This is a genomic window from Pseudomonas sp. NY8896 (genome assembly GCF_039634505.1).
Window position 1 is genome coordinate 3,469,539 of the sequence record NZ_CP132350.1, and the last position, 26,968, is coordinate 3,496,506.

At 62.5% G+C, this 26,968-nt stretch carries 29 protein-coding genes; 10 read left to right on the forward strand and 19 right to left on the reverse strand.

Features of this window, described 5'->3' with window-relative positions; translation table 11 throughout:
• Positions 1-2 precede the first annotated feature (2 nt).
• The 10 genes from Q9451_RS15510 to mcpP all read right to left on the reverse strand — a co-directional run bounded on the left by Q9451_RS15510 (position 3) and on the right by mcpP (position 10,989).
• Positions 3-2,204, reverse strand: coding sequence for an LTA synthase family protein (locus Q9451_RS15510; RefSeq protein ID WP_012272557.1), 2,202 nt, complete (start codon positions 2,202-2,204; stop codon positions 3-5).
• 136 nt (positions 2,205-2,340) lie between these two features.
• Positions 2,341-3,621 (reverse strand): hypothetical protein, encoded by a 1,281-nt coding sequence (locus tag Q9451_RS15515; protein ID WP_012272556.1) that lies wholly within the window; start codon positions 3,619-3,621, stop codon positions 2,341-2,343.
• 46 nt (positions 3,622-3,667) lie between these two features.
• The gene (locus tag Q9451_RS15520) at positions 3,668-4,420 is read right to left on the reverse strand and encodes a hypothetical protein (RefSeq protein WP_012272555.1); all 753 of its coding nucleotides are present in this window, start codon (positions 4,418-4,420) and stop codon (positions 3,668-3,670) included.
• A gap of 45 nt (positions 4,421-4,465) precedes the next feature.
• Entirely contained in the window at positions 4,466-5,146 is a 681-nt protein-coding gene (locus Q9451_RS15525; protein ID WP_012272554.1) for a C39 family peptidase, read from the reverse strand.
• Positions 5,147-5,208: 62 nt separating this feature from the next.
• Complete coding sequence (locus tag Q9451_RS15530; RefSeq protein ID WP_012272553.1) at positions 5,209-6,660, reverse strand: hypothetical protein; 1,452 nt, start codon at positions 6,658-6,660, stop codon at positions 5,209-5,211.
• Between the two features lie 49 nt (positions 6,661-6,709).
• Positions 6,710-7,288 carry a hypothetical protein gene (locus tag Q9451_RS15535; RefSeq protein ID WP_012272552.1) on the reverse strand — a complete coding sequence of 193 codons (579 nt, stop codon included), beginning with the start codon at positions 7,286-7,288 and terminating at the stop codon, positions 6,710-6,712.
• Position 7,289: 1 nt separating this feature from the next.
• Positions 7,290-7,730 carry a hypothetical protein gene (locus Q9451_RS15540; protein ID WP_012272551.1) on the reverse strand — a complete coding sequence of 147 codons (441 nt, stop codon included), beginning with the start codon at positions 7,728-7,730 and terminating at the stop codon, positions 7,290-7,292.
• A 297-nt stretch (positions 7,731-8,027) separates the two neighbouring features.
• Entirely contained in the window at positions 8,028-8,597 is a 570-nt protein-coding gene (locus tag Q9451_RS15545) for an AAA family ATPase (protein WP_012272550.1), read from the reverse strand.
• Complete coding sequence (pnuC, locus tag Q9451_RS15550; protein ID WP_012272549.1) at positions 8,594-9,160, reverse strand: nicotinamide riboside transporter PnuC; 567 nt, start codon at positions 9,158-9,160, stop codon at positions 8,594-8,596. The genes Q9451_RS15545 and pnuC overlap by 4 nt, the downstream gene beginning before the upstream one ends.
• 194 nt (positions 9,161-9,354) lie before the next feature.
• Positions 9,355-10,989: a methyl-accepting chemotaxis protein McpP gene (gene mcpP / locus Q9451_RS15555; RefSeq protein WP_012272548.1), complete on the reverse strand. Its 1,635-nt coding sequence runs from the start codon at positions 10,987-10,989 to the stop codon at positions 9,355-9,357.
• Positions 10,990-11,288: 299 nt separating this feature from the next.
• Between mcpP and Q9451_RS15560 the strand changes: the two genes are divergently transcribed.
• Both Q9451_RS15560 and Q9451_RS15565 read left to right on the forward strand, forming a co-directional pair.
• Complete coding sequence (locus tag Q9451_RS15560) at positions 11,289-12,119, forward strand: undecaprenyl-diphosphate phosphatase (RefSeq protein ID WP_012272547.1); 831 nt, start codon at positions 11,289-11,291, stop codon at positions 12,117-12,119.
• Positions 12,112-12,525, forward strand: coding sequence for a DUF1294 domain-containing protein (locus Q9451_RS15565; RefSeq protein WP_012272546.1), 414 nt, complete (start codon positions 12,112-12,114; stop codon positions 12,523-12,525). The genes Q9451_RS15560 and Q9451_RS15565 overlap by 8 nt, the downstream gene beginning before the upstream one ends.
• Before the next feature lie 38 nt (positions 12,526-12,563).
• Here the strand turns inward: Q9451_RS15565 and Q9451_RS15570 are convergent, their stop codons facing one another.
• Complete coding sequence (locus Q9451_RS15570; RefSeq protein ID WP_012272545.1) at positions 12,564-12,923, reverse strand: MmcQ/YjbR family DNA-binding protein; 360 nt, start codon at positions 12,921-12,923, stop codon at positions 12,564-12,566.
• On the reverse strand, positions 12,916-13,818 hold the full coding sequence (locus tag Q9451_RS15575; RefSeq protein WP_012272544.1) for a LysR substrate-binding domain-containing protein: 903 nt from the start codon (positions 13,816-13,818) through the stop codon (positions 12,916-12,918). The genes Q9451_RS15570 and Q9451_RS15575 overlap by 8 nt, the downstream gene beginning before the upstream one ends.
• Positions 13,819-13,951: 133 nt before the next feature.
• Between Q9451_RS15575 and Q9451_RS15580 the strand changes: the two genes are divergently transcribed.
• Positions 13,952-14,563, forward strand: a complete 612-nt coding sequence (locus tag Q9451_RS15580; protein ID WP_012272543.1) for an FMN-dependent NADH-azoreductase — start codon at positions 13,952-13,954, stop codon at positions 14,561-14,563.
• Between the two features lie 62 nt (positions 14,564-14,625).
• Here the strand turns inward: Q9451_RS15580 and Q9451_RS15585 are convergent, their stop codons facing one another.
• From Q9451_RS15585 to Q9451_RS15595, 3 genes are all read right to left on the reverse strand, one after another.
• Positions 14,626-15,828 (reverse strand): NAD(P)/FAD-dependent oxidoreductase, encoded by a 1,203-nt coding sequence (locus tag Q9451_RS15585; RefSeq protein ID WP_012272542.1) that lies wholly within the window; start codon positions 15,826-15,828, stop codon positions 14,626-14,628.
• 80 nt (positions 15,829-15,908) lie between these two features.
• A complete protein-coding gene (locus tag Q9451_RS15590) occupies positions 15,909-16,508 on the reverse strand; it encodes a cupin domain-containing protein (RefSeq protein WP_012272541.1) in 600 nt (199 codons plus the stop codon).
• Positions 16,509-16,547: 39 nt separating this feature from the next.
• Positions 16,548-18,500 (reverse strand): FAD-dependent oxidoreductase, encoded by a 1,953-nt coding sequence (locus Q9451_RS15595; RefSeq protein ID WP_345960584.1) that lies wholly within the window; start codon positions 18,498-18,500, stop codon positions 16,548-16,550.
• Positions 18,501-18,677: 177 nt separating this feature from the next.
• Between Q9451_RS15595 and Q9451_RS15600 the strand changes: the two genes are divergently transcribed.
• The 5 genes from Q9451_RS15600 (at position 18,678) to Q9451_RS15620 (ending at position 22,016) form a co-directional block, all read left to right on the forward strand.
• Complete coding sequence (locus tag Q9451_RS15600) at positions 18,678-19,721, forward strand: ABC transporter substrate-binding protein (RefSeq protein ID WP_012272539.1); 1,044 nt, start codon at positions 18,678-18,680, stop codon at positions 19,719-19,721.
• Between the two features lie 240 nt (positions 19,722-19,961).
• Positions 19,962-20,846, forward strand: coding sequence for an O-acetylserine/cysteine exporter (locus Q9451_RS15605; protein WP_012272538.1), 885 nt, complete (start codon positions 19,962-19,964; stop codon positions 20,844-20,846).
• 70 nt (positions 20,847-20,916) lie between these two features.
• Positions 20,917-21,237: a YbjQ family protein gene (locus Q9451_RS15610; RefSeq protein ID WP_012272537.1), complete on the forward strand. Its 321-nt coding sequence runs from the start codon at positions 20,917-20,919 to the stop codon at positions 21,235-21,237.
• A 138-nt stretch (positions 21,238-21,375) separates the two neighbouring features.
• The gene (locus Q9451_RS15615; RefSeq protein WP_003253897.1) at positions 21,376-21,564 is read left to right on the forward strand and encodes a hypothetical protein; all 189 of its coding nucleotides are present in this window, start codon (positions 21,376-21,378) and stop codon (positions 21,562-21,564) included.
• 140 nt (positions 21,565-21,704) lie between these two features.
• Positions 21,705-22,016: a hypothetical protein gene (locus Q9451_RS15620; protein ID WP_012272536.1), complete on the forward strand. Its 312-nt coding sequence runs from the start codon at positions 21,705-21,707 to the stop codon at positions 22,014-22,016.
• A 46-nt stretch (positions 22,017-22,062) separates the two neighbouring features.
• Here Q9451_RS15620 and Q9451_RS15625 read toward each other — a convergent pair whose 3' ends face one another.
• Both Q9451_RS15625 and ampC read right to left on the reverse strand, forming a co-directional pair.
• A complete protein-coding gene (locus Q9451_RS15625; RefSeq protein WP_012272535.1) occupies positions 22,063-22,395 on the reverse strand; it encodes a hypothetical protein in 333 nt (110 codons plus the stop codon).
• 301 nt (positions 22,396-22,696) lie between these two features.
• A complete protein-coding gene (gene ampC, locus Q9451_RS15630; protein ID WP_012272534.1) occupies positions 22,697-23,839 on the reverse strand; it encodes a class C beta-lactamase in 1,143 nt (380 codons plus the stop codon).
• Positions 23,840-23,957: 118 nt separating this feature from the next.
• Between ampC and Q9451_RS15635 the strand changes: the two genes are divergently transcribed.
• Positions 23,958-24,950, forward strand: a complete 993-nt coding sequence (locus Q9451_RS15635; protein ID WP_223296380.1) for a bile acid:sodium symporter family protein — start codon at positions 23,958-23,960, stop codon at positions 24,948-24,950.
• Positions 24,951-24,996: 46 nt separating this feature from the next.
• On the opposite strand, the gene Q9451_RS15640 is transcribed toward Q9451_RS15635, so the two are convergent.
• Together Q9451_RS15640 and Q9451_RS15645 are read right to left on the reverse strand one after the other, a co-directional pair.
• On the reverse strand, positions 24,997-25,590 hold the full coding sequence (locus Q9451_RS15640; RefSeq protein ID WP_012272532.1) for a DUF4157 domain-containing protein: 594 nt from the start codon (positions 25,588-25,590) through the stop codon (positions 24,997-24,999).
• The gene (locus Q9451_RS15645) at positions 25,577-26,140 is read right to left on the reverse strand and encodes a TetR/AcrR family transcriptional regulator (RefSeq protein WP_012272531.1); all 564 of its coding nucleotides are present in this window, start codon (positions 26,138-26,140) and stop codon (positions 25,577-25,579) included. Before Q9451_RS15645 ends, Q9451_RS15640 begins: the two co-directional genes overlap by 14 nt.
• An 89-nt stretch (positions 26,141-26,229) precedes the next feature.
• On the opposite strand from Q9451_RS15645, the gene Q9451_RS15650 reads away from it, so the two are divergent.
• Positions 26,230-26,961, forward strand: coding sequence for an SDR family oxidoreductase (locus Q9451_RS15650; RefSeq protein WP_012272530.1), 732 nt, complete (start codon positions 26,230-26,232; stop codon positions 26,959-26,961).
• Positions 26,962-26,968 lie beyond the last annotated feature (7 nt).

Sequence of the window (26,968 nt, forward strand, 5' to 3'; positions counted from 1 at the left end):
GCTCAGCCCGAGTGGGCGATATGCCCCTCGGCAAGCTCATCGGCGCCGTCATCCTCGCCAGGCAGGGCGGTGATCACGCTGAAATCGCTGACTTCCACCTTGCCGCCGCCATAGCCCAGCAAATGGAAGGAAAACGCCTTGCGCTCGGTCGGGTTGTCGAAGCTGAACTCCATCTCCAGCGGCTCGTCGGCGGTGACCTTTACCTCTTGTGGCAGGCCCAAGGGTACGTCCTGCTCCAACTGCTTGGCCTTGAGCTGGATATAGGCCGCACGTTTAGGGTCCAGCGAGCGTACCTTGACCCGCACACGGGTGTGCGAGCCTTCCGGCATTTCCAGGTACTGTGCGCCAATCAGGTTGTCGGCCCAGTCATCGTGGATGCGCTTGCGCAACTTGATCGGCGAAGGGCCGCCGAATTGGTAGCGCAGGTTGAGCGGGGTTTGCAGCAGGGATTGGTCGAGCACCCCGGCCAGGGCGCCGATCTGCTGGCCCAGCAGGCTGTCGCCTGGCCCAAGATAGCGGGCCTGGTCGGCGATGAAGCCCTCGCTGGCATAACGCCGGCAGCGCTGCTGGAAGTCACATTCGGTGAACACGCCCTGGCCGTTGTGGTAGCGCAGCATGCCGTTGGTGTAGGAGATCATCTCGCGGCCGGTGTCGTAGTCACGGTACAGCGAGCGACCGCCAAGCGCGACAGGAATGGGCAGTGCGAAGTAGTCGAGCAACGAGGTGGCCAGGTCGATGTGGCCGTAGGTGCCGCGCTTGATGGTCGGTAGCTGGGCCTGCTCCGGCGCCAGGGTAAGGTTGAAGCCCCAGGACGAAGCCAGGCGCACGCCATCGATGCCATGGGACTCGTCGGACGTCAGCACCACCAGCGTGTCCTTGAGTACGCCCTGGCGTTCGAGGTTGTCGAGAAATGCCCCGACGGCGTCGTCCAGGTAGGCGACCGCTGCCTGTTTCGGCGTGTCGTAGCGCTCGAGGTATTCGGCCGGCGCCGAGTAGGGCTGGTGGGTGCCCACGGTGAGCAGGGTCAGCATCCATGGCTTGTCCTGCTTCTGCAACTGGCCGACGTAGCCCAGGGCACCCTCGAAGAAGGCGCGGTCATCCTTGCCCCATGGGAAGTCCAGGTAGTTCTTGTTGCGGAACCACTCCAAGCCATGCACCGAATCGAAACCGATGTGCGGCATGATGCGGTCCTTGGCCATGAAGCGCAGGCCCGCGCCTTGCAGGTAGTGGGTAGTGAAACCGGCCTGGCGCAACTGTGCTGGCAGGCAAGCCTGGTTGCGCTCGTTCTGGGTCAGCAGCTCCACGCCCTTGGGCGTGCCATTGGCCAGCTTGTCGTAGTCGCCGCACAGCATCGCGTACAGGCCGCGGATGGTCTGGTGGGTGTGCAGCACGTAGTCCGGGGTGTTCATGCCGCGCTCGGCCCACTTGCTGAGCTTGGGCATCAGGTCTTCGTCGAAACGACTGTTCAGCGCCTGGCGGTTGGGCCGCAGGTAAGCGCCGGGGATGCCTTCCATGGTGATGACCAGCAGGTTGCGGGCAGTTCCCGGGCCGGTAAACAGCCTTTGCCCATGCAGGTCGGATTGGGTCAAGCCGCTGCTGGCCAGCGGGGTGAAGGGTTGCGTACGGCCAAGCCAGCCTTCGACCTGGCGTTGCAGGTTGCCAGCCCCGGCAGACATCAGCTGGTGGGTGAGGTTGTATTGCCGCCACTGGTCGGCATCGGAAGGCACCAGTTGCTGGCTGCCCCAGTGGGCGCCAAACAGCAGTACGGGGATGGCCCAGGCCTTGCGCGGCAGTGGCTGGCTACGCTGCGCGCGGCTGCGCCAGGCACAGGCCAGCCAGGCCAGCAGAGCACTGCCCAGCACCCAAGGCAGCCAGGCATGGGCCAGGCCGCCACCGGTGGAGTTCTCCATGAACTGCGGGTCGAGCAGGTAGGTCAGGTCGGCGCTGGTGGGCAACCGGCCCACCGCGCTTACGAGTTCGGCCGAGGCTACCCACAGGGCCGCCCAGGCCAGCAGCACGGGCAGTGCCAGCCACCACGGCCGGCGGTGCAGCAATAGCACCAGCAGGCTGCCGAGGGCGAGGTCGGACAGGTAACCGAGCGGGTTGGACCAACCCAGCATGGCGCGCGTACCCAGTGGGATCACCAACACCAAGGCTGCCAAAGCGGCAAGCCGGGTGCGTGGGTGGTCGGACAGGTTCTTCACAAAAACTTCCCTTTTGCCATTAAATCGTCATGCATCTGTGCTTGATGATAACAGGCCGGGGCAGGGAAGGCGGGCGGTTACAAGGCTGGTAACCAAAAGCCGGGCCCGTTCGCACGGGCTCGGCCGATGGCGAGTCTCAGAAGTAGTAAGGGAATTTCAGGCTGAAGGAGAAGTCTGGGGCATCGTCGGTCAGACCAATGGACAGGTTGGGCACGATGGTCAGGTTGTTGGTGGCGGCGAAGGTCAGGCCGATGTTGAAGTTGGCGGCGTTGTAGTCACTGTTGGAGATCGATTGCCAGTCACCGCCATCGGGTTTGATCTTGCTCTTGCGGGCGAACTGGTCGGACACCGAGAACGACATGCTCATCTTCTCGTTCAGGGCAAAGGCGATACCGCCGCCGATCTGCCACGAGTCGCCGAGCTTGACGTCACCCGGCACCTTGCTGTTGACCTGCGGGCTGATGTCGCTGAACGAGTCCTGCATGTTGTAGGTGTAGGACAGGCTGCCGAACAGCACAGCTGGGTCGAAGGTCTTGACCAGCGAGATACCCGGTGTGATCGACCATACGCCGTTGCCGGTGGGCAGGCTTTCCGGCACCGACAGGTTGCTGTTGCCGTCTACCTCGCGCAGCTTGATGCCATACGGGTCCTTGCCGGTCGGCGCCTTGACCCGCAGGGTGGCGACGGCGTCAGGCCAGGTTTCGTCCTCGTCGAGGAACTTGTAGGCCACTCCAACGTTGACATCGCCAATTTCCGGGTCGCGAGTGACGGTTGCATCGGAGGTACTGGCCCCGGCGCCACCGGCGCCGCCAGACGAGTAGGTGGACTCGCGGTACACCACGGGCACGTTGATATCGAACTGCCAACGCTGCGCCAGGTTGTAGCGCGCAGTCATGTCCAGGGTCCAGTTGTCGGCCTTGATCCGGTCAAGGTTGATGCTGCCCAGAAAGATCGAGTCCAGCGCCAGGAAGCCATTGAGCGTAAGCGCCCGGGTATCGTAATGGGTATACGTGACGCCTGTTTCGAAGCTGAACTTGCCGCCGCCAAAGAACCCGCTGGCTTCGTCATAGAGGTTGGAAACGCTTTGCGCCGGTTCGGAATCGGCCGTCAGCGCCTGCCCGTACGAGCTACCAGTGGTGCCAGGCGTGCCAGAAGCGACAGTCTGCGCACCCTTCACCCCCTCGGCGGGGGACTTGACCAGGCGTTTGGGCGGCGCCGCTGCAGGGGCCTCCTCAACCTGGCGCACGCGTTGCTCCAGCACCATCAGTGCCTGTTGCTGTGCCTCGTACCGACGTTTGAGTTCGATCAGTTCCTGTTTCAGCGCTTCGACCTGAGGGTCGGCGGCTGCGTAAAGTGCTGTGGCGGGGGCCAGGGTAGCGAAACACACAAAAGCTCTAAGCGTAAAAGATCGGTACATGGAGTTGCCGTCCCTTCCAACTACTTTTGATGAGACTGAGCGTAGATCAGTATCCGAAGGTGCGAAGACCTTTGAGCTGGTCAAGGCTGCCGTTGAGCGAAGCCGCGGTCGGCACGCTCTCACGCATCACGACATTCAATGATGTGACGTTGCTGACCAGGTTGCCGTTGCCGAGCAGTGTCGAGTTCTGCATCAGGCCGCCTTGGGCCAGCCGCTGCATGCTGCTGCCTTGGTTATTGCTGGCATTGATGTTGAGTTGCACGCCCACACCGCTGGAAGACACACTGAGCGCACCAGCGCCGTTCTCCCCAACCAGGGTCTGGCCGGCGGCCAGTACCTGCCCTTGCTGTTGTACGGCGGGAGCCTGGTTGGCCTTGGTCACGTTGATGTCGACGTTGTTGTAGGCGGCATTGTTGTCGCCGGCCGCGCGTACCACCTGGGTCACACCCTCGGTGGTGGCAAGGCCGTTGCCACCTGTGACCACGCCAGTCCCGGCGGCGGAAGCACCGCTCGGTGCCGTGCCGGTGCCTTTTTCATCAATCATCGAGACATAGAACTGAGGCTTGATGGTCGACTGCTGAACCTGCAGCGTTGACGTTGCCCCGATCACATCGCCCTTGGCATTTTGCCAGGTGCTGGACATGACGATGCCGAAGCTCACGATTCGTCCGGGCATCACGTAACGGCCGCGCAGGTTCGCCAGCTCCTGGTCCTTCAGTTCGATGGGTTTGAACGCCTCTGCGTGGCTGGGCAAGCTGGCTGCCAGGCAGGCCATGGCCAGCCACAATGAAGTCTTCATGAAATGCTCCCTGGAGCATCATGCTCCTTGTCATTAGAACAGTCGTTAGAAGAAGTCGCTTTTGATGAAGCCGAAGTCCAGTAGCTCGGTGTCCTTCACTGGGGTGAAGTTGTTCACCCGGCCCTTGGCGGTCAGTGGCAGGGGCGGGTCGAGCAGGACGTTGTTCTTGTCGTAACCTTGGCCGATCACGGCGAAGATGATGCCGTTCCAGCCTTTGAGGAAATCGTCGATCTTGTAGCGCCTGTGGCCCAGCACCGGGTCACCGACGTACACCCAGCCTTTGTCGACCTTCTGCATGACCACGAAGTGCTTGTAGCCGCGCACATCCATCAGCACCACGACCGGAATGCGCACGCTGTGCAGGGTGTCGGGGGCCACCCGGTAACCGCGGGCACGCATCCCCAGGCTCTCGACGTAGCGTTTCATGTCGAGCATCGAGAAGCCTTGTGTGCGCACCAGGTCCTGGTCGGCGTGGGCCAGCATGCCTTCGATGATCTGGTGTTCGTCCACATCCAGCCAGTAGGCCTGGCGCAGGATGGTCGCCAGCGCGGCGGCGCCGCAGCTGAAGTCGGTCTTTTGTTGCACCAGGTCGGCGAACTTGCGCTCGCGAACGCTCTGGATCGGTTTGAACACCACAGCACCGCCCGGCAGGACGGACAGTGGCATTTGTGCAGCTTCGCTCACGCTGGCCAGGCACAGCAGAAACGCCAGGGCGATAATGCGCATGATCGGATGCCTTCCGGTTCTGTTGAAGAAAGGCCCCCCGAAGGGGGCCTCAAGCACAACGGTCAGAACGAGGTGTTGGAGATGGCCAGCGAGTTGCTCTGCTGGTTGCCCACACCGGCTGCCACGTTCACGCCCAGGTTGCCGCTGCCACCGTTCACCGAACCGCTAAGGGTTGCAGTGTTGGTAACAGGGTTGGCCCAGCCGGTCGGGGTCAGCACTTGGAAGGACACGGTATTGCTCAAGTCGTAAGCACTGCTTTCGCTGTAGCTCTTCGACACGTCGTTCGAGGATTGTTTCGATTTTTCGCCAGACTTCGAGAAGTCAGACGCCGAAGCATTCTCGTACGAAGAATCGTGAGACTTGGTGTACGAAGAATCCTTGGACTTGTCGTACGACGATTGATGCGACTTGTCGTAGTTGGAGTCGAAGGCTTTCTCGAACGACGAGTCGTAGGCACTTTCGTGCGACTTGTCGACCGAGACATCCAGCGATGCGTTCAACGAACCGTCGAAGGTGCTGGAGCGGGTGCGCTCGCGACGGCCATCATCGGTGGTGAGGGTGCGGGTAGCGTTGGCTGCTGCATCCAGCGATGCGTTGAGGTTGGCGCTGCTCGACGAGCTGTTGCTGCCGCTGGCTGAGCCGTTCAGGCCCCAGCTGTTGGAGCCACTGGCGCTGGAGTTGTTGGAGCCGCTGGCGTTCGAGCTGCTCGAACCGCTGGAATTCCAGCCACTGGAGCCGCTGGAGCTGGCGCTTTGCGCGCCGGCCACGCTGAAGCTCGACGACGAGCTGCGGTCGTCGGTCGAGTTGAACGTGCCATCACGCGAGCTCGAGCCGCTGGCCGAGGTGGTGATGGTGATCGTATCCACACGGTAGGTGCGGTCGGCGCCGTTGTTTACCGTCAGGCCTGGCCCGTCCTGATTGGCCGAAGCGGTGGCGGTGGCGTTACCCAGTGGGGCGCCGGTGTTGGCGATGGCCATGGTGTTTTTCTGCTGGTTGAGGTCGCCGCCGGCGATGTTGATGCCGATGTTGCCCTCAGCCCCGCTGGCCGAGCCGCTCATCACAGCCGAAGACTGGGTCGAGTAATTGTCGACCCGGTTGTTTCTGCTGGTTTGCTCGACGTCGGCGGTGGCGTTGGCCATGCCGAACACGAAGCTGTTGTCCAGGCTCGACTCGGAGCCGGCGTTGGCAATGGCCGCGGCGTTATCCTGCTGGTTACCGTTACCAGCCGCCACGTTGATGCCGACGTTGCCGCTGGAGCCTGTGCCAGAGTCACTCATCTCGGCTTCGTTGATGGTGCCTTGGTTGGTGATGCGGTTATCGGTGCTGGATTGGGTATCCCAGGCATTGGCCGTTGCATACACAGGGATTTTGGTGGGTGGAGGCGTGTGCTGACCATTGTTATGGTGGCCGTTATGGTGGTCATTACGCCGATCGTTTTGCCCAGCTTGTACAGCAACAGCCATGACCGCAGCAATTGCGAAAACCAGAGGCTTGATTGCCATCGAGGGTTTCATGGTGATTCTCCGTACTCTATTAGGTTAAGTGTCGTTCTTAACTGAAGGGTCAATCCGCGACCCGGATGCTCAAGGTGTTGGCCATGCGGTTTCCCACCCCGGCACTCTGGTTCAACTGGATCACGCCACGGCTACCGGTGAAGGCCTGATCACTGGTGGTGACCTGGCGATAGCCGGCTGGAATGTCAGTTGCTCCGGAGTTGTTGATCAGCGCCACGTTCTGTTGCATGAGGACGCTGTCGTCGATGCTTTGCGGCTGCGCACCAATACTGATGCTCAGTGCGTTGGCTTGCTGGGTGTTGGCGCCGGCGCTCTGGTTGACCCCCAGGGCGCCACTGCCGTTGCTGAAGGCGTTGCCCTGGATGGTCGAGCGGGCATCCATCGCGGGGTCGGCGGGGGTGTTCAGGCGTTGGCGGATCTGCGTGCTGGCGTTTGCTTCAGGGCCGACGGCGATGGCGCGCGCATTGACCTGTTGCTGCTTGTCGCCAGCGGCCTGGTTGACCGACAGGTTGCCCTGATAGCGGCTACCGGAGCTGTCGATGTCGGCGTTGTTGATGACTGGAACCAAGGATTGCGCGAAGGCCGGTGCGCTGCACAGGGCGGCCAGAATCAGCAGCATGTGCTTCATCTCACTTGCCCCCGCCGGTCAGGATCTGCAGCGGCGCGAGGCCACGCTGCACACTTGAGTTGACCATGTTGGCGATGCCGTTACCTGAGCCACCGGTGCCGCGCCCGCCCGACAGATTGGGTAATTGGTTCTGGTTACCGAGGTTACCGCCCAGGTTGTTGGTCTGCTGGGTGATCATGTTGCTGATGCCTGCGCCGCTGCTGATGCTGGCGAAGTCGCCATCACTCAGTTCGTTGGTTTGCTTGAGCACGTAGGCAGAAGGGTTGGCGTTGACCGTGGTAGGGCTTGGGTCTGGGATCAGGGGAGGGATCGTCGCGTTGCGTACCTGCACGTCGCGCTTGATGATGATGATCCCGTTGTCCGCTTGGGCCGTCAGGCTCAATGACCCCAATACGCAACCTACCAACAGCAGGTGATGGAGGCGTTTGTCTCTTTTCCTCACGACGGCAACTCCTTCTTTGAGCGCTGGCCCTGTTCAGCGATGCGAACAACAGAGCAGAAGGTGTGCCGTTTTTGAGAAGCGTTTGCAGATCAAGCGGTTAGCCTGGATGGCTAACAAACTGCGGCGTATTCTGTCTCAGTGATGAAACAGCCGGCCGCAAGCGTTGCTAGGCAAGCCAGCAGTGGCCTTGATTGGAAGGGTTTTTGCAAGGGTGTTTCATGAGCTTGACACTGTGCCCGAAGCGGGGGAAAGCCCCGCAATTTCGGGGGCTTTGCCCCAACGGAGTGTGTCAGGGGCTTAACACTCGGTCGGGCAGGCTGGCGTATCGCTATCAAGCAGCGTAGCAACTGCTTGCAAGGCCAGCAATTGGCGCTGTGGCCAATTGCCCTCAAGTATCTGGTGCGGCTGATTGTGCCGCTTCAGCCAGGCCAGGCTGTCGTCGAAAAAGCGTTGGCGGTCGCCAAGGTCGGGCTGGCAACGCTGGCCATCGCCAACCCAATCCACCCCTTGCGGGCTAAGCAACAGGTGCAGGTCGTAACGCCGCGCCAGCAGTGCCTGTTCAAGCCAGGTCGGGCAGTCATCGAACAGCGCTTGGCTCCAGAGCATATTGCTGAGCAGGTGGGTGTCCAGAATCAGCAGCGGCGGTGCCTGCTCGCGTGCCCGGTCTTCCCAGGCCAGTTGCCCGCGGGCGATGGCGGGAATGTCGGCGTAGCAGGTATCGCGGCGTTCCTGGTCGATGAAATGGCGCACGTACTCGGCCACTACCACGCCACCGAAATGCGCCTGGATCACCCCGCCAAGCCAGCTTTTGCCGCTGGACTCGGGGCCGCATAGCACCAGTACCTTCATGGCCTGCTCTGCGTTCATGGCTGCACCAATGCCGGGTCACGGCGCCATTCCAGCCAGCCGCGCAGGGCAATCAGGGTGAGTACGGCGAAGAAGCCTGCGGTGAAATACAGCTGCTGGTGCAGGTATTGGCCTACATAGATGATGTCGACCACCACCCACAATGGCCAGCACTGCAGGCGTTTCTGTGCCATCCACAGTTGCGCCACCAGGCTGAAGCCGGTCAGGGTGGCGTCCAGCCAGGGCAGGGCAGCATCGGTCCAATTGGCCATGGCCGCGCCCAGGGCGGCGCTCAGCAGCACCCCGGCGGCCAGGCCGGTGAACAGCGCCGGGCGTTGCAGGCGGGAGACCTGGCGGGCTTCTTCTGCGTGCTCGGGGCGCTTCCACTGCCACCAGCCGTACAGTTGCAGGATGGCGTAGGCCACTTGCAGCAGCATGCCCGAGTACAGCTTTACCTCGTAGAACAGCCAGCCGTAGATCAGCACCATGACCAGACCGATCGGCCAGCACCAGGCGTTCTGCTTGACCGTGAGCCAGACAGCGGTGACGCCGAGGACGGCGGCGATGAGTTCAAGGCCGGACATCGGCGATCCTTGGAGAGACTATCGGGGAAGGGGCGCGATTGTAACGGGTCGGCCGGGGAAGGTGTAGGGCCGTGAGGGAGCGGCCTTGCGTCGCGAAAGGGCCGCAAAGCGGCCCCAGGATTACGGCGTTAACGCATAGATTGCCGGCCTTTCGCGGCACAAGGCTCCCACAAGGGCTGCGCTGCGTTCTATCGCTATACCCGAAACTGCCGCAGTAACTGCTCCAATTCCTCGCTCAACTGCCCCAACGCCATCCCGGCATCGCTGGACTGCCGCGCCGCATCAGCGGTCTGCTGGGACAGCCCTACGGTGTCCAGCACGTTGCGGTTGATTTCTTCGACCACATGCGCCTGCTGCAAGGTGGCACTGGCGATGGATGCATTCAATGCAGTGAGGTTGTTCAGTGCCTGGTTGATGGCGTCCAGGCTTGCTCCGGCCTCGCGGGCTTGCTCGACGGTCTGGCGTGACGCCTCGCTGCTGGTGTCGATGGCCTTGACCGCAGCGTCCGACTGGCTTTGCAAGTGCTCGATCATGGTGTGGATTTCGGCCGTTGACTGCGCCGTGCGCTGGGCCAGCAGGCGCACCTCGTCGGCGACCACGGCAAAACCGCGGCCTTGCTCGCCGGCCCGTGCCGCCTCGATGGCCGCGTTCAGCGCCAGCAGGTTGGTCTGCTCGGCAATGGAGCGAATCACCTCCAGCACGCCGCCAATGCGTGTACTGTGCCCGGCCAGGTCGCGGATTACCTGCACGGCCTGCTCGATGGTCAGCGACAGCCGATCGATTTGCGCCAGGCTGCCGTGAATGGCCTGCTGGCCGTGCGTCACCTGCTGCTGTGCGGTGCGCATTTCCCCGGCGGCTTGTTCGGCAGTCTTGGCCACGTCCTGCACGGCGTAGGTCACCTCATTCACCGCCGTGGCCACCTGGTCCATCTGCAGCGATTGCTGGGCGCTGTGTTGTTGTGCGGCGCCCGCATTGTCGCCGACGTGCCCAGCGGACTGGGCCAGCGCATGGGCCGCCCCCTGCAGCTGGCCGACCACGCCTTGCAGCTTGCCGTTGAAGCGGTTGAAGTGCTCGCCCAGGTGGGTGATTTCATCGCGGCCATGGGTGTCCAGCCGTCGAGTAAGGTCGCTTTCGCCGCTGGCGATGTTGCCCATCGCCTGCACCGCTTCTTGCAACGGGCGGGCGATGCTGCGGGCAATCAGCATGACCAACAGCGCCATCAACAGGGCAATGCCCACGCCGACCAGCGAGGCGTCGCGTAGCTGGCGAGCGAACTCGGCCTGTACGTCATCGACGTACACGCCCGAACCGATGATCCAGCCCCACGGTTTGAACAGCTGTATATAGGAGGTTTTAGCGACCGGCTCGCTGGCGCCGGGCTTGGGCCAGCGATAGTTGACCGGGCCGGCGCCCTGCTGGCGGGCCAGGGCGACCATTTCGTTGAACACGGCAAAGCCATCGGGGTCGCGGATGGCGGAAAGGTCCTGGCCGTCGAGCTTGGGGTTGGCCGGATGCATGATCATCGTCGGCCCCAGGTCGTTGATCCAGAAATAGTCGTCGTGGTCGTAGCGCAGCGCTCGCACCACTTGCAGTGCTTGCTGCTGGGCGGCTTCGCGGCTGAGCGTGCCGGCCGCCTCCAGGCCTTGGTAATAGGCCAGCACACCGGCGGCGGTCTGCACCACATGGCGGGTCTTTTCTGCCTTGGCCTGGTACAGGTCACCGTGGATCTGGCGCAGCATCAGCAGGCCCAGCACCACCAGCATGGCCACCGCCACTACAAGGATCAGCCACAGGCGACGACTGATCGACATCGATCTCAGAGTGTTCATCCACCAGCTCCCGCATTGTTCTTTTTATTGAGGTGCATCGAAGCATGCTTTGCAGCAAGTCCCCACCCGACTAATGGCTAAGTGCTATCTTCGTAATAGTCTGCAGCAGGTCGCGTAAAGCGATTGCAAAGGCGCTCTGCTAGGATTTCGGCCGCGCAAGATGAAACCTTTAACAAGCGTGAACTTTTCTACTGGCGTTGCGCCCAACAGTCGCTGTAAAACAGCCGGGCCGCGTGCGGCAATCACAAGCAAATCAAGAACAAGGGGCCTGCAACGAGCAGCGCTCCATCGGGGGAATGATGGATTTTTGGACTGCCTTCCAGGCAATCATCTTGGGCGTGGTCGAGGGGTTGACGGAGTTTCTGCCGATCTCCAGTACCGGCCACCAGATCATCGTCGCCGACCTGATCGGTTTTGGCGGCGAACGGGCCATGGCTTTCAACATCATCATCCAGCTGGCGGCGATCCTGGCGGTGGTGTGGGAGTTTCGCGGCAAGATTCTCGAAGTGGTCTTCGGCCTGACCAGCCAGCCCAAGGCGCGCCGCTTCACGGGCAACCTGCTGTTGGCGTTCATGCCGGCGGTGGTCCTGGGCGTGCTGTTCGCCGACCTGATTCACGAGTACCTGTTCAACCCGATCACCGTGGCAACAGCACTGGTGGTCGGTGGCGTCATCATGCTCTGGGCCGAGCGCCGCGAGCATCGTGTGCAGGTGGACCATGTGGACGACATGCGCTGGAGCCATGCGTTGAAAATCGGCTTCGTCCAGTGCCTGGCGATGATCCCGGGCACGTCACGCTCCGGCTCGACCATTATCGGTGGCCTGCTGTTTGGCCTGTCGCGCAAGGCAGCGACCGAGTTCTCGTTCTTCCTGGCAATGCCAACCATGGTCGGTGCAGCGGTGTATTCGGGCTACAAGTACCGCGACCTGTTCCAGCCCGCTGACCTGCCGGTGTTTGCGATTGGCTTCGTGACTTCGTTCATCTTCGCCATGATCGCCGTACGGGCGTTGCTCAAATTCATTGCCAACCATAGCTACGCGGCATTCGCCTGGTACCGTATCGTGTTCGGCCTGCTGATTCTGGCGACCTGGCAGTTTGGCTGGGTTGACTGGTCGACCGCACATGGCTGAGGCACTGCGCGGGCAACGAGCCGAAGGCGTGCGCAATGTGCGCCTGAAGCTGTTGCTGTTAGGCCTGCTGTGCCTGTTGCCAGGCCTGGGTGCGGCGCGCATGGCCTGGAACGACCAGGCCTGGTGGCCGCTGGCGCTGTACCCGGCGATGAGCCTGATCAGCCTGTTGCTGTACTGGCAGGATAAACAGCAGGCGCGTACCCAGGCCTGGCGCACACCGGAAAAAGTGCTGCATGCCAGTGAATTGCTGGGCGGCTGGCCGGGGGCGCTGTTGGCGCAGCAGCTGTTCCGACACAAGACCCGCAAGGTCTCGTACCAGTTGGTGTGCTGGGGGATTGTGCTGGTGCACCAAGTGTTCTGGGCCGACTGGCTGTTTTTTGAAGGGCGCTATCTGCCCTTTGCTTGAGGTTTACCTGTACCGGCCTTTACGCGGGTACAGGTCGATCACATGACCAGCCCCACCTGCAACCGCTTGGGCAGGCGTCGCACCACCAATTGATGCGAGCGCTGCAATAAGTCACACAGCTCATCACGCCCCATTGGGTAGGGCAGTGCCATGCTGACCCACTTTGCCCGCGCCAGGTATGGCGCCGGCCGAACCCCCGGGCGGTCGCAATAGCCGAGAAACAGCTCGTCGGCCACCTTGAACGACAAGCCTGCGCCGGCCAGGTCGAGTACCGCGAACATCTTGTTGCCCGCCACCGAGAACACCCGGATGCCGCCCCATTTGTAGTCTTCCCGCGCACCCGGCAGGCTCAGGCAAAACGCCGCCACCTGGGCTTGGCTCATCTTTCGCTCAGACATACCGCTCTCCACAGGCTTCGAATGATGCCGCCAGGTGATCGATCCACACCCGCACTGCAGGCAGCAAACCACGCCGATGGGGATACACCGCCTGCAGATAGCCACCCGGTAGCGACCAGTCTGGCAGCAGGCGCACCAGTTCGCCGCGCTCCAGTTCTTCTTCACAAAACATGCTGGGCAACGCAGTGAAACCCAGGCCGGCTCGTACAGCAGCATTACGTACTACGAAATCATCGATCGCCAAGCGTGGCTCCAGGGCGATTTCCTGCTGCTTGCCATCGGGGCCGAGCAGGCGGAAGTGCACCAGCCGGTCTGCCTCGGCGGCGCCCAGCACCGGTAATGACGCCAACTCGCCTGGTTCACGAATGTGGTCAGCGAAACCGGGCGCGGCCACCAGTTGCATTTGCGCCTGGCGCAGGCGGCGGGTAACCAGGGCCGGGTCTTCGTCGCCCAGGTCGCGTACGCGCAACGCCACATCGATACCTTCGGAAATCAGGTCTACCCGGCGGTTGATCAGCACCATGTCCAATTGCACCAGCGGGTACTGCTCAAGAAAGCGGCTGATCACATCCGGCAGGAACGCATGCGCCAGAGCTACCGGGCATGACACGCGCAAACGCCCGCGTGGTTCGCTGCTCATGCTGGCCACGGTTTCATCGGCAGCTTCGGCCTCCAACAGCATGGCCTGGCAATGATGCAGGTAGCGCTCACCTACCGCGGTGAGCTTGAGTTGCCGGGTGGTGCGTTGCAGCAGGCGTGTGCCCAGGCGCTCTTCAAGTTCGGCGATACGCCGTGACAGGCGCGACTTGGGGATGCCTAGCTGGCGCCCGGCGGCGGCGAACCCGCCGGCTTCGACCACGCGTGCGAAGTAAAAGAGGTCGTTGAGGTCTTGCATGGGAATGTCTCACTGTTCCACCTGTGGGACAAACTAACGCATTTTTGCCAGCTTATCAGCCATTGCTCACCTCGGTAGGATTCTCCCCATCGTGATCGCCCACTGATGCGGTCTTCAATAACAGGAGAGTCCCATGAAACTGTTGCACATCGATTCGAGCATCCTGGGCGACAATTCCGCCTCCCGCCAGCTGAGCCGCGAAGTGGTCGAGGCCTGGAAGGCTGCAGACCCAAGCGTCGAGGTGGTTTACCGCGACCTGGCGGCCGATGCCATCGCCCACTTCTCTGCCGCTACCCTGGTAGCTGCGGGCACCCCTGAAGACGTGCGTGACGCCGCCCAGGCTTTCGAAGCCAAGCTGAGCGCCGAGACCCTGGAAGAATTCCTGGCTGCCGACGCTGTTGTGATTGGCGCGCCGATGTACAACTTCACCGTGCCGACCCAGCTCAAGGCCTGGATCGACCGAGTCGCTGTCGCCGGCAAGACCTTCCGCTACACCGAAGCTGGCCCTGAAGGCCTGTGCGGTGACAAGAAAGTGGTGCTGGTTTCCACCGCCGGTGGCCTGCACGCTGGCCAGCCGACTGGCGCCGGGCATGAAGACTTCCTGAAAGTGTTCCTGGGCTTTATCGGTGTCACCGACCTGGAAATTGTTCGCGCCCATGGCCTGGCCTATGGCCCGGAGCAGCGCAGCCAGGCGATTGATGCTGCACAGGCGCAGATTGCCAATGAGCTGTTTGCTGTGGCCTGATTCAACGGCCCTGCTCGGAACATGAAGGTTTTCGCGCCCCCACAGCGGGGGGCGCGACAGCCTTACGCTACCGGGATCGCCGGATCAGCCGCAGCCAGTGCTGCTGTGCGATCGGCTGCTGGCGGGTAAATCCACACGGTATTGATTTGCGATTTCAGTATTTTGGCCTCGGCCTTGTCCTGCGGTGGTGACACCGTGCGTTCCCATCCCTCGGTATACACCGCACCCCAGGCGCCCAGGTCAAGGCAAGTCACGTACTTGGGCTGGCTATAGGTCTTCGGCACCACGCCAACCAGTTCGGCGGCCGCATTGTTGCCCGCATGACGCCCCAGCGCAATCGCGTGCTGGCAAGACATCACCGCATGGTTGCCAAGTTCGTCACAGGCGGCGTAAGCCACGTCTCCAGCGGCATACACCGAATCACTACCCTTGACCTTGAGGTTGCCATCGACGTGCAGGCGCCCCTGATGGTCGCGCTCGCCACTGATCTGCTCGGTGAGCGGGTTGGCCTTGAAGCCCACAGTCCAGATCACCGTACCCGCGTCGATGCGTTGGCCGTTGTCGAGCAGCACGCCGGCAGGGTCTACCGAAGCCACCGTAGCGCCACAGATCCATTCAACGCCCAACGCCTCGCTTGCCTGCTCGATGCTCGGGCGGATGCCGTCACCCAGGGCCGCGCCAATCCTTGCGCCACGGTCGATTACCACCACGCGCAACGCAGCGTCTTCACCCAGTATGGCGCGCAAGCGGGCCGGTAGTTCGGTGGCGGTCTCTATGCCGGTAAAGCCGCCCCCGGCCACCACCACGGTATTGCGTGCCGGCGTGTCGGGCAGCCTTGCCAGCGACTTGAGATGGGTTTCCAGGCGTGCGGCACTCTCGAGTTTGTCGACATCGAAGGCATGTTCGATACCGACCCTGTCAGGCCGGTTCAGCTCGCTGCCACAGGCCATGATCAGGCGGTCGTAGGGCAGGGCGCACGACGTGCCGCTGGGGGTGCGATAGCTGACTCGGCGCGCCCCTTCATCAATATGGCAGGCGGTGCCTTGCACGAAGCGGACATTGACGGCATCGAACAGCGCCTGCAGCGGCGCGGCCATGGTGTGTACGTCGGGTTCGTAGAAACGCGGACGCACATGCAGCTCGGCCTGAGGCGCAAGCAGGGTGACCTCGACATCCTTGCTGCCGTTGAGGTCAAGCTGACGGATGGCGCTGAGCGCGCTCCACAGGCCGGCAAAACCCGCGCCAATGATCAGGATCTGCTTCATGGTTGTGCTCCTTTGAAGTTCGGATGACAAGGTAGACCCAATTGCGGGTCAACGGTGTTACCAGCGCCTGCAGGAGTGCTTCAGAATGTTGGCGGCGTGATTACCCAGATCACCACGGCATCCACTTCACCGGGGTTGCCATAGCGATGTGGTTCCTGGCTCGAAAAACTGAAGCTGTCGCCCTCACTCAGCTGGAAATGCCGCTCGCCCACCCACAGCTCGAAGGTGCCGCTCAGCAGGTAGCCGGCTTCTTCGCCGTCATGGCTGTAGCTTTGCTGGCTGTAGGTGCCCGGGGGGAAGCGTGAGTGCAGGATCTCCAGCTGGCGGTTGGGCTGCGGGGTGAGCAGTTGATCGACGATGCCGTCTTCATAGTGCACGCTCAGGCGGCTGTTGCGCCGCACCACATAGCCCTGGTCCTCGGGCGCGGTGGTGGCTTCGCTGGCGAAGAACCACTGGATGGTCACGCCCAGGCTGCGGGCGATGTTGAACAGCGCCGGGATAGACGGGTAGGAGAGGTTGCGTTCCAGCTGGCTGATGTAGCCCGCAGTCAATTCACTGTGTGCGGCCAGCTCCGCCAGGGTCATGCCGCGGCGCTTGCGCAGGCCGCGGATGCGTGTGCCGAGAAACTGCGGCGCGGCGCCCCCGGTTTCGCTGGCGGGGGGCTGGGGGAGTTGGCTCATGCACGTCGGTCCATCGCAAAAGCCGCAGTATGTACAGCCTCAGAGCGCCCAGGCAACTGTCAGGCCATCGTGAATGGCCTCTTCGGCCGTGCGCGGCGCCAGGCAGTCGCCAATCCGTCGTACCTCCACCAGGCCTGCCAGTTCAGTGGCAAGGCGGTCTTCCGGTTGATGGCCCAGGCACAGCACCAGGGTGTCGATGCCTTCGAAGATCATTGGTTCGCCGCTGGCGGTGTGCTGCAGGTACACCGTATTGTCGTCGCTGCCATACAGGCGGGCATAAGGGGTGATGGGGATGCCCAGGCGATGCAGCTCGCCGGCCAGTTGATCGCGTACATAAAGCGGCAGGCTTTCGCCGCAATGGGTGCCGTTTACCGCCAATTGCACCTGATGGCCCTCGCGTACTAGGCGTTCGGCGATACCGGGGCCGATCCAGTCGCAGCGCCAGTCGACCACCAGCACCGAACGCCCCAGCTTCACTTCATTGCGCAGGACTTGCCAGGCGTCCACCACCTGCAGCTCCCCGGTACGCTCGAACGCCGGCCAGTATGGGGTGGCACCGGTTGCCGCGATGACCAGGTCCGGGCGCTCGCGTTCGACCAGGGCGCGGTCGACCCGGGTATTGCGCACTACCTCTACACCGGCCAGGGCCATTTCCCGCTGCAGGTTGGTGCTGGCACCGCCGAACTCGCTACGCCGTGGCAGCAGCTGGGCCAGCAACACCTGCCCACCCAGCTGCGGGCCGGCCTCGTACAGGGTGACCTGGTGCCCGCGCGCGGCGGCCACGGCGGCGGCCTTCATACCGGCAGGCCCGCCACCTGCGACCATGATGCGCTTGGGCGAAATGGCGGGCGTAAGTTGCCCGTATTGCAGCTCACGACCGGTTTCTGGACGCTGAATGCAGGAAATGGCCAAACCACGGTGGAAATGGCCGATACAGGCCTGGTTGCACGCGATGCAGGCACGTACGTCCTCGACCTGGCCGCGTTCGGTCTTGCTCGGCATCAACGGGTCGCAAATCAACGCTCGGGTCATGCCGCACACATCGGCCTGGCCGCGCGCCAGGATCAGCTCGGCTTCCTGGGGCTGGTTGATGCGCCCGGTGACGAACAGCGGTATATCGAGCTGTTGCTTGAAGGTGCCGGCCTCGCGGGCCAAGTAAGCCGCCTCGATCGCCATCGGCGGCACGATATGCACGGCGCCGCCCAGCGATGCCGAGGTGCCGGCGACGATATGCAGGTAATCGAGCTGGCCCTGCAAGGCCACGGCGGCCGCCAGTGACTCGTCTTCGCTCAGGCCCTGGGTGTCGCGCTCGTCAGCGCTGATGCGCAGGCCGATGATGAAATGTTCGTCGGTGGCGGCGCGCACAGCGGCCAGCACTTCGCGCAAGAACCTCAAGCGCTGCGCCAGTTCGCCGTTGTAGCCATCGCTGCGCAGGTTCACCCGCGGGTTGAGGAACTGCGCGGGCAGATAGCCATGGATGGCGACCACCTCGACGCCATCCAGCCCGGCCTGGTGCAGGCGGCGGGCGGCGCTGGCATAGCCCTGGACGATTTCGTCGATCATCGCCTGGTCCAACGCGCGCGGCATTACCCGGAAGCGCTCATTGGGCACTGCTGAGGCCGAGTAGGCCACCGCCAGCAGGCCGTCCGCCGACTCCATGATCTCCCGCCCGGGGTGGAACAGCTGCGACAGCACCACGGTGCCGTGCGCATGACAAGCCTCGGCGAGCTGGCGGTAGCCATCAATGCACGCATCGTCGGTGGCCATCAGTACGTGTGAGGTGTAGCGGGCACTGTCGTGCACCCCGGCGACCTGCAGCACGATCAGGCCGACGCCACCGGCAGCACGGTCCCGCTGGTAGGCGATCAGCTTGTCGTTGACCAGGTTGTCGGTGGGCAGGCAGGTGTCGTGCCCGGTTGACATGATGCGGTTCTTCAAGCGTTTGCCGCGGATCTGCAAGGCTTCGAACAGGTGAGGGAAGGCGGTTTGCATTCTGGCGGCTCCGGTGCGGTGTTGTTCTTGTTTTGATTATGAAAGTGTAGCTTCAGTAAAAAATCAACTTGTTTTTTTACTGGTGCACGACTAGGTTTTCGTCACCCTCTCAGCGAGGGTGTGACCTCACAACAACAAGAAAACGGGCCCGTAGGGCACCAGCAGAGGGAAACTACGATGCAGCTATTTCCACGTGTGACCAGCCTTTGTGCAGCCTTGCTGGCCCTTGGTCTGGGCAATGCGCATGCCGCGCCGCAGATGGTCGTGGTCGGTTACGGCGGCGCAGGCCAGAAAGCCCAGGACGAGGCGATCTTCAAGCCCTTCAGCGCCCAGGATGGCAGCAAGCTGATCCAGAGTGAGTACAACGGCGAGATGGCGCGCATTCAGGTAATGGCCGACACCGGTAATGTCGACTGGGACGTAGTGCAGATCGAGGGGCCGGACTTGATGCGCGGCTGCGATGAGGGCGTCTACGAGCACTTGGACTGGCAGCGCCTGGGCCATGCCGCCGAGCTGGTCCCTGACGCGGCGCAGGACTGTGGTTCGGCTGCGCTGGTGTGGAGCGTGGCCATCGCCTATGACCGTAGCAAACTAGCCCAGGCGCCGGCCTCGTGGGCCGATTTCTGGGACGTGAACAAGTACCCGGGCAAGCGGGGCCTGCGCAAGCGCGCGGTGTACAACCTGGAGTTCGCTCTGTTGGCTGACGGGGTCAAGGTCGAGGACGTTTACCAGGTACTGTCCACGCCGGCGGGTGTCGAGCGGGCGTTCGCCAAACTCAGTGAACTCAAACCCTACATCCAGTGGTGGGACGCCGGCGCCCAGCCAGCGCAATGGCTGGCGGCGGGGGATGTGGTGATGACGTCGACCTACAGCGGGCGTATCGCTGTGGCCGCGCAGCAGGGCAGCCCGCTGGCCGTGGTCTGGCCTGGCAGCCTGTACGGCATGGACTATTGGGCAATCATCAAAGGCTCGCGGCATGTCGACCAGGCGAAACGGCTGATCGCCTACGCCAACCAGCCAGATACGCAGGTGCGGTATGTGCAACAGATCCCCTATGGGCCGACCAACACCCAGGCAGCCGCCAAGCTTGACCCGGCCTTGGCCAGCTGGGTGCCTACGTCGCCGCAAAACCTGCAGGGGGCGCTGGCGATGAATGTGGAATTCTGGGTCGATCATGGCGAAGAACTGGAGCAGCGCTTCAATGCCTGGGCCAGTAAATAGCGCTCAGCACAGGCACAACCATGATGACTGCAACAAAAAAGCCAGCGGCAGGCGCTGGCGGCCTGGCTACGGATGCTGAGCAAGGTCTCGCCCGATTATCAAGCATGAACGTGCCGATACTGGTGAGTAGGAACAGTCACTGTTGCGCAACCCTTGGCCACAACTGTGCTGGTCCCAACTCAAGGAATAGCCTTATGCTGTAACGAAATATGTCTAGAAAGATTGCAGAAGGAAGTCGCAATGCCGCTCAAGGACCTGCTCATCGCCCTGGTGGTGATTGTCGCCTGGGGAGTCAACTTCGTGGTCATCAAAGTTGGCCTCGATGGCTTGCCGCCGATGTTGCTGGGGGCATTGCGCTTCTTGTTGGTGGCGTTCCCGGCGGTATTGCTGGTCAGGCGGCCGAAACTGCCGTGGCGCTGGTTGATCGCCTACGGCGCGACCATTTCGCTGGGCCAGTTCGCGTTCCTGTTCCAGGCCATGTACAGCGGCATGCCGCCAGGGTTGGCTTCGTTGATCCTGCAGTCGCAAGCCTTCTTTACCCTTGGTTTCGCTGCGCTGTTCCTCGGTGAGCGGCTGCGCCTGGCCAGCGTGCTTGGGCTGTTGGTAGCGGCCAGCGGCCTGGCGTTGATCGGCAGCGAGGACGGCGGCCACGTGCCAATGCTGGCGCTGGTGCTGACCCTGTGTGGCGGTGCCATGTGGGGGCTGGGCAATATCATTACCCGGCGTTTTGGCTCGGTTGACCTGGTGGCATTGGTGATCTGGGGTGGGTTGATCCCGCCGCTGCCATTCCTGGCGCTGTCCTGGTGGCTGGAAGGCCCTGAACGGATCGGCCATGCCCTGGCCAACATCAGCTGGAGTTCGGTACTGGCCCTGGCGTACCTGGCGTTTGTCGCCACCATGCTTGGCTACAGCCTGTGGAGCACACTGCTGTCGCGTCACCCGGCAGGCAAGGTGGCACCGTTCTCGTTACTGGTACCGGTGATCGGCTTGAGCTCGTCGGCGTTGCTGCTGGGCGAACGCCTGACCACTACCCAGGGCTGGGGCGCATTGCTGGTGATGGCTGGTTTGCTGGTAAACGTGTTTGGTGCGCGGATCGGCCAGCGTTTGCGGGCTGCCATGGCATAAAGGGCTTAAATTCATTGAGCTGCGCTCTGTTAGAATCGGTCTCTTTTGGCCAGACCTGCGGAGCGCATTCATGATCATTTCCACCACCAGCCAACTCGAAGGCCGCCCGATTGCCGAGTACCTGGGCGTGGTCAGCTCCGAATCGGTGCAAGGCATCAACTTCGTGCGCGATTTCTTTACACGCTTTCGCGATTTCTTCGGCGGCCGTTCGCAAACCTTGGAGAGCGCGCTGCGCGAGGCCCGCGAGCAGGCCACCGAAGAACTCATGGCACGGGCACGCCAGTTGCAAGCCGATGCGATAGTGGGGGTGGATTTCGAGATCAGCATGCCGTCGGTACAGGGCGGCATGGTCGTGGTATTTGCAACCGGTACGGCAGTGCGCCTGAAGTAGAGCCGTCTGCCACTGGTCGGCGGCAAGGTGCTTGTCCGAGCGGTCTGCAAATGACCAGCTAGTCTCACTTTCACAGGCCGCGTTTCCTGGGCAACTTTTCTGGTTGCCGGCGCGACCGCCACTGGAGGGAGACAGGGCATGAGCGAATCCTTTTTCGAAGACCTGAACGATGCGTTCCCGATCAACAGCCAGGTGCGTTGCGGCCAGGCGGCATTCCGCCTGGGGTTCGCCCACATGACGCTGGATGATTCCGAACAGCTCCAGCCTGCACATCTGCAGCGCAGCAAAAAAGGCCGCTTCATGCCGCGGGTACCACTGAAGAAGTAAGCCCGCTCCAGCAAAGCCCCGCCCAATGGCGGGGTTTTTTTTGCCATTCGTTGATACGCCTCATGGTATTGCCGGGTAACGCTCGCCGGATGGCCAAGGCTGTGGTTTTCTGATGCGGCATTCCAGTAACGGAGGATTGAATGCTCATGCGAGTCAGGGAACAGACCTATTGGCAGTGGGCCGACGCCCAGCTGCACAGCCGCTGCCACGACGAAGCACTCAGCGACGGCACCACACTGGACGTACAGGTGCGCTTGTCGCGCCTTGGGGCGACGCAGCTGTTTCTGGGTTTGTACGCCGGGGATGGGCGGGCGTTGCTGGAAGAGTATTACCCCGCCCGGCCAGGCGAGACCATGACCCGCGCGCTGGTATGGGGTGTCGACCGCGCCCGAGCGATGGCAACGGGCGCCTTGCCCTTGCCGGAAACCCGCCTGCAGCGGCGCCAGGCATGAAAAAGCCCGGCCTATGCTGGCCGGGCTCTGGTAAGGGTGCGAACCCTCAGTTAAGCGGTTCGATCACCTTGACTGCCTGCTGCTCACGGGCAGCGGGCCATTCTTGTTGCAGGGTCTGCAGCACGCGGCCAACGAACTCGGTGTCGGCGGCGGCCTTCTTGCCGACGTAGCCTTGGCCACGGCGGTAGACCTTGAAGCGGGCACGCATGCTGGGCAGGTGCTCTTCAAATTCATCTTCGACGGTATTCGGTGGCAGGCGGTCGAGGCGCACTTCACCGGTTTGGCTAACCCACAGCAGGTGGTCGTCGAGGCTGTCCTTGCGGATGGCGAACAGCTGAGCCAATTGGTCGATAGTCGGATTGTTGTTCAAGTTCATCATAAAGCCCCCATTACCCATTCGTAGGTGATTTTCACAGTTGGCGCTACCACGGTGTAGCGCACTACCAAGGCTGCTACAGCAGCATCGCAACAGGGGCTTTCTCACGCTGCCTTTTGGACAGTTTCCCTCTCCACGGACGGCCTGCGTTACCGCGCAGGCCGTCTGGAACACCCTTGCCACCGCTCCCGATCGGGGAGACGGCTTCATCATGCACAAGCGCGATGAACGGCGTCAACTATTTTGTAGTGAATATTTTCGAGCACTACATTCCTGTCGTTTTGTTCGACAATCGTGGCTTCGGCTACAGCCCGGACAGTATTTCGAAGGCCGCGCGAACCCGCGCTTCGTTCGGATAATTCCGGTTGGCCAGCAGCACTACTGCCAGCTGTTCGGAGGGGACAAACGCGGCATAGGCGCCGAAGCCATTGGTTGAACCTGTCTTGTTGTACCAGGCTGCCGACAGCGCGGGCAGGGCCGGTTGCAAGCGTGTGGTTGCCTGCGGTTCACGGATCAGCCGTGGGCTGTTGCCATCGACCAGGGTGCTCAACGTAACCGGGTAGGGGTAGCGTTCCCAGCCCAGGCCTTGGGTCATGGCGCCGACCTGGAAGTAGCCCTGCTGGGTAATGGCCGTGGCTTTCACCAGCGCCGCTGGCAGGCCCTGTGGCTGCATCTGCAGGCGCACATAGCGTAGCAAGTCGCTGGCGCTGGTCTTGATACCGTAGGCCTCGTCGGCATAAGGGCCGGGGCCGACGCGCACTGGCTTGTCGGTGGCGTCGTAGCCTTGGGCATAAAGGCCGTGGGCACTGGCTGGAACCTGCAAGTAGGTGTTCTCCAGGCCCATTTTCGCCAACAGGCCTTCGCGCATCAGCGTGGCGAACGGTTGGTGCTGTGCGCGGGCGGCCAGGTCACCGAACAAGCCCAGGCTGGGGTTGGAATAGCAGCGTTGGGTGCCGGGTTTGGCGCGAGGTTGCCAGTGGCGGAAGAAATCGACCACCTGCTGTGGTGTTTGCACCGTATCCGGGAACTGCAGCGGCAGGCAGTCGGCGCTGTAGGCGCCCAGTTCCAGCACGGTCGCGTCGCCAATGGGTACGCCGGCCAGTGCTGGATGATAGCGCTTTGCCGGGGCATCGAGGTCCAACTTGCCTTCGGCACTGGCCAGTGCGGCGAGGGTGGCGGTGTAGGTCTTGCTTAGCGAGCCGATCTCGAACAGCGTGTCGCGGCTTACCGGCACGTTGTCGGCCTTGCTGGCCACGCCGTAGCTGAAGTAGTGCGCATGGTCGCGGGCATAGATGGCCACGGCCATGCCGCTGATGCCTTGTTCCTGCATCAGCGGGCGGATGATCTGGTCGACCTTGGCCTGCAACTGGTCGTCGGCCTGTGCGCAGGCGTGACCCAAAGTGAGGGTAATGGCGGCTGCAAGTGCAGCCAGGCGAGGGCGGGGCATGGCGGGTCCTTTTATGGCGCGTGTCCGTTGAGCGATACCGCTGGGGGTTCCGGCGTTAGCAGCGAAAAGCCGCAGACCTTATCGTCTGCCCTTGCACAATGACAAGATGGACACAGTGATGAAGTATCTACGCATGTTATTCGACAATTTCACCCTGGCCTTGCTCGGGGTGGTGCTTATCGCCACCGTGCTGCCTTGCTCGGGCGATGGCGCGGTGTATTTCGGCTGGCTGACCAACCTGGCCATCGGCCTGCTGTTCTTCCTGCATGGCGCCAAGCTGTCGCGTGAAGCGATCATTGCCGGTGCCGGGCACTGGCGCCTGCACCTGCTGGTGTTTGCCTGTACGTTCGTGCTGTTCCCGCTGCTGGGCCTGGCATTCAAGCCGCTGTTCGTGCCACTGGTGGGTAACGAGCTTTACCTGGGCGTGCTCTACCTGTGCGCCTTGCCGGCTACCGTGCAGTCGGCCATCGCCTTCACCTCGTTGGCCCGTGGCAATGTGCCGGCGGCGATCTGCAGTGCGGCGGCTTCCAGCCTGCTGGGTATCTTCCTGACGCCGTTGCTGGTGATGATGTTGCTGGGCGCCAGTGGTGATACGGGCTCTGGGCTGGATGCGGTGTTGAAGATCACCCTGCAACTGCTGGTGCCGTTCGTTGCTGGCCAGATTGCGCGGCGCTGGATTGGCGCCTGGGTCAAGCGCAATGCGCGGTGGCTCAAGGTGGTGGACCAGGGGTCGATCTTGCTGGTGGTGTACACGGCCTTCAGCGAGGCTGTGGTGACCGGCCTGTGGCACACCGTATCGCCGCAGCACCTGGCCGGCTTGTTCGTGGTGTGCGGTATTTTGCTGGCGGTGGTGCTGTTTGGTACTCGCCTGCTTGGCAAGGCATTGGGCTTCGACCTCGAGGACCGCATCACCATCCTGTTCGCCGGTTCCAAGAAAAGCCTGGCTACCGGCGTACCCATGGCCCAGGTGTTGTTCGTGGGCAGTGGTATTGGCGCGATGATCTTGCCGCTGATGCTGTTCCACCAGATTCAGCTGATGGTGTGTGCTGTGCTGGCGCAGCGTTACGCCAGCCGTGAGCAGGTGGCGCAAGAGGCTTCGGCGGCGCCCTGACTGTCACGTAGCAGCAGATGCCGCACCCGCGCAGCGGCAACTGCTGCTATCTGGCCTGCCCGGAAGTACGCTCGCGCAGCGCCTTGCTCACCTCGGCCTCGATCTTGTAAGCGGGGCCTTCCAGGTCGTCATAGTTGCGCGTATAGCGTCGGGCAAACTCCTCCACGCCCAGTTCCTGGTACTGCTGCACATGCTTGAGTTCGTGCGCCCACAAGGCCACGTTGTCCTCGGCATCGTTGGCACGGCGGAAGATAATCGTGTCGATCAATGTCACGGCGTTCACATCGGGGTTCTGCAATAGCGCATTGGCTGCGCTCATCTGTTGCTCATCCCCCACCCGAAAGCGCGCCGCATCGAGCACGGCAAAGTCGTACCAAGGTTCAAGTTGCGCCCGAATATGCAACGGAATCGGCTGCACTCCGCTGGCCGTGGCCTCGTCGCGAGCCTGGCGCAAGGCGTAGGTCAGGCTGGACGAGGCCATCACCTCAACATCCTTGAGGATCTGCCCGGCCTGGCCAGGGTCGATCGGGGCGCAGAAGCAGCCCATCAGGCACACCTGGTACTGGCCTGGCGGGCAGGCCTGTTCGGCGAACGCTGGCAGGGCCAGCAGCAACCCCAGCAGGGCACTAATCCGCCTCATGCAAGGCCTGTTCGACAAATTGGCGGCTGGCGTCCAGTACCTGCGCTTGTACGCTTTCACTGGCCAACATGCGCCCGACCAGCAGTGCGCCGACGCACTGGCTGATCAGCACCCAGGCCAATTGTTCATCCTCCAGGGTTGTGCTCCAGGCACGGTGCAGTTCCAGCAGCCAGTGCTCAGCCACTTCACGCACTGGTGCTTCGGCGCGGGCAATTTCCACTCCCAGTGGCGGCAGTGGGCAGCCACCCTCGGCATTGTGCAGATGGGCCAGGCTCAGGTACTGCTGCAGGCAGCGGCCCAGGCGCTCGCGGTTGGCACCTTGGCTGGTCAGGCGTGTCAGCGGGCTGTTGCACAGCTCCTGGCGTACTACCTCGGTGAACAGGTCGTCCTTTGACGGGAAGTGGTTGTAGAAGGCACCGCCGGTCAGGCCAATCGCCTTCATCAGCCCTGCCACGCCGGTACTGGCGAACCCCCCGCGTTTGGCCAGCGCGCCGCTGCTGGCCAGCAACCGGTCGCGGGTTTGCTGTTTGTGTTCGTTGGAGTAGCGCATTCACATGCCTCTGCAGGCGAGCTTGACGAAGACCGCGATCATAACATAGCGTTCGTTTACTAAACGATCATTCACCAATGGAGGCGGGCATGACAGAACAACAAAAAGTGGTGCTGGTGATCGGGGCAGGGGACGCCACCGGGGGCGAGATTGCCAAGCGCTTTGCCCGTGAGGGCTACATCGCCTGCGTAACCCGGCGCCAGGCTGAGAAATTGCAGCCGCTGCTGGAGGAGATACGCGCCACTGGCGGCCAGGCCCACGGGTTTTGCTCTGATGCGCGAAAAGAAGATGAGGTAGCTGCACTGATCGAGACCATCGAGCGCGATATTGGCCCAATCGAAGCTTTTGTCTTCAATATCGGCGCCAATGTGCCGTGCAGCATTTTGGAAGAAACCCCACGCAAGTACTTCAAGATCTGGGAAATGGCCTGCTTTGCCGGCTTTCTGACGGCCCAGGCGGTGGCCAGGCGCATGGTCCAGCGTGAGCGCGGCACGATTCTGTTCACCGGCGCCACTGCCGGTACCCGCGGCGCGGCTGGTTTTGCTGCCTTCGCCGGGGCCAAGCATGGCCTGCGTGCCCTGGCGCAGAGCATGGCGCGCGAGTTGGGGCCACGCAACATCCATGTCGCCCATGTGGTGGTGGACGGTGCCATCGACACGGCCTTCATCCGCGACAGCTTTCCCGAGCGCTATGCCCTCAAGGACCAGGATGGCATCCTTGATCCGGCGCACATTGCCGACAGCTACTGGTTCCTGCACGCCCAGCCTCGCGATGCGTGGACGTTCGAGCTGGACCTGCGCCCCTGGATGGAACGCTGGTAAGCCCCTA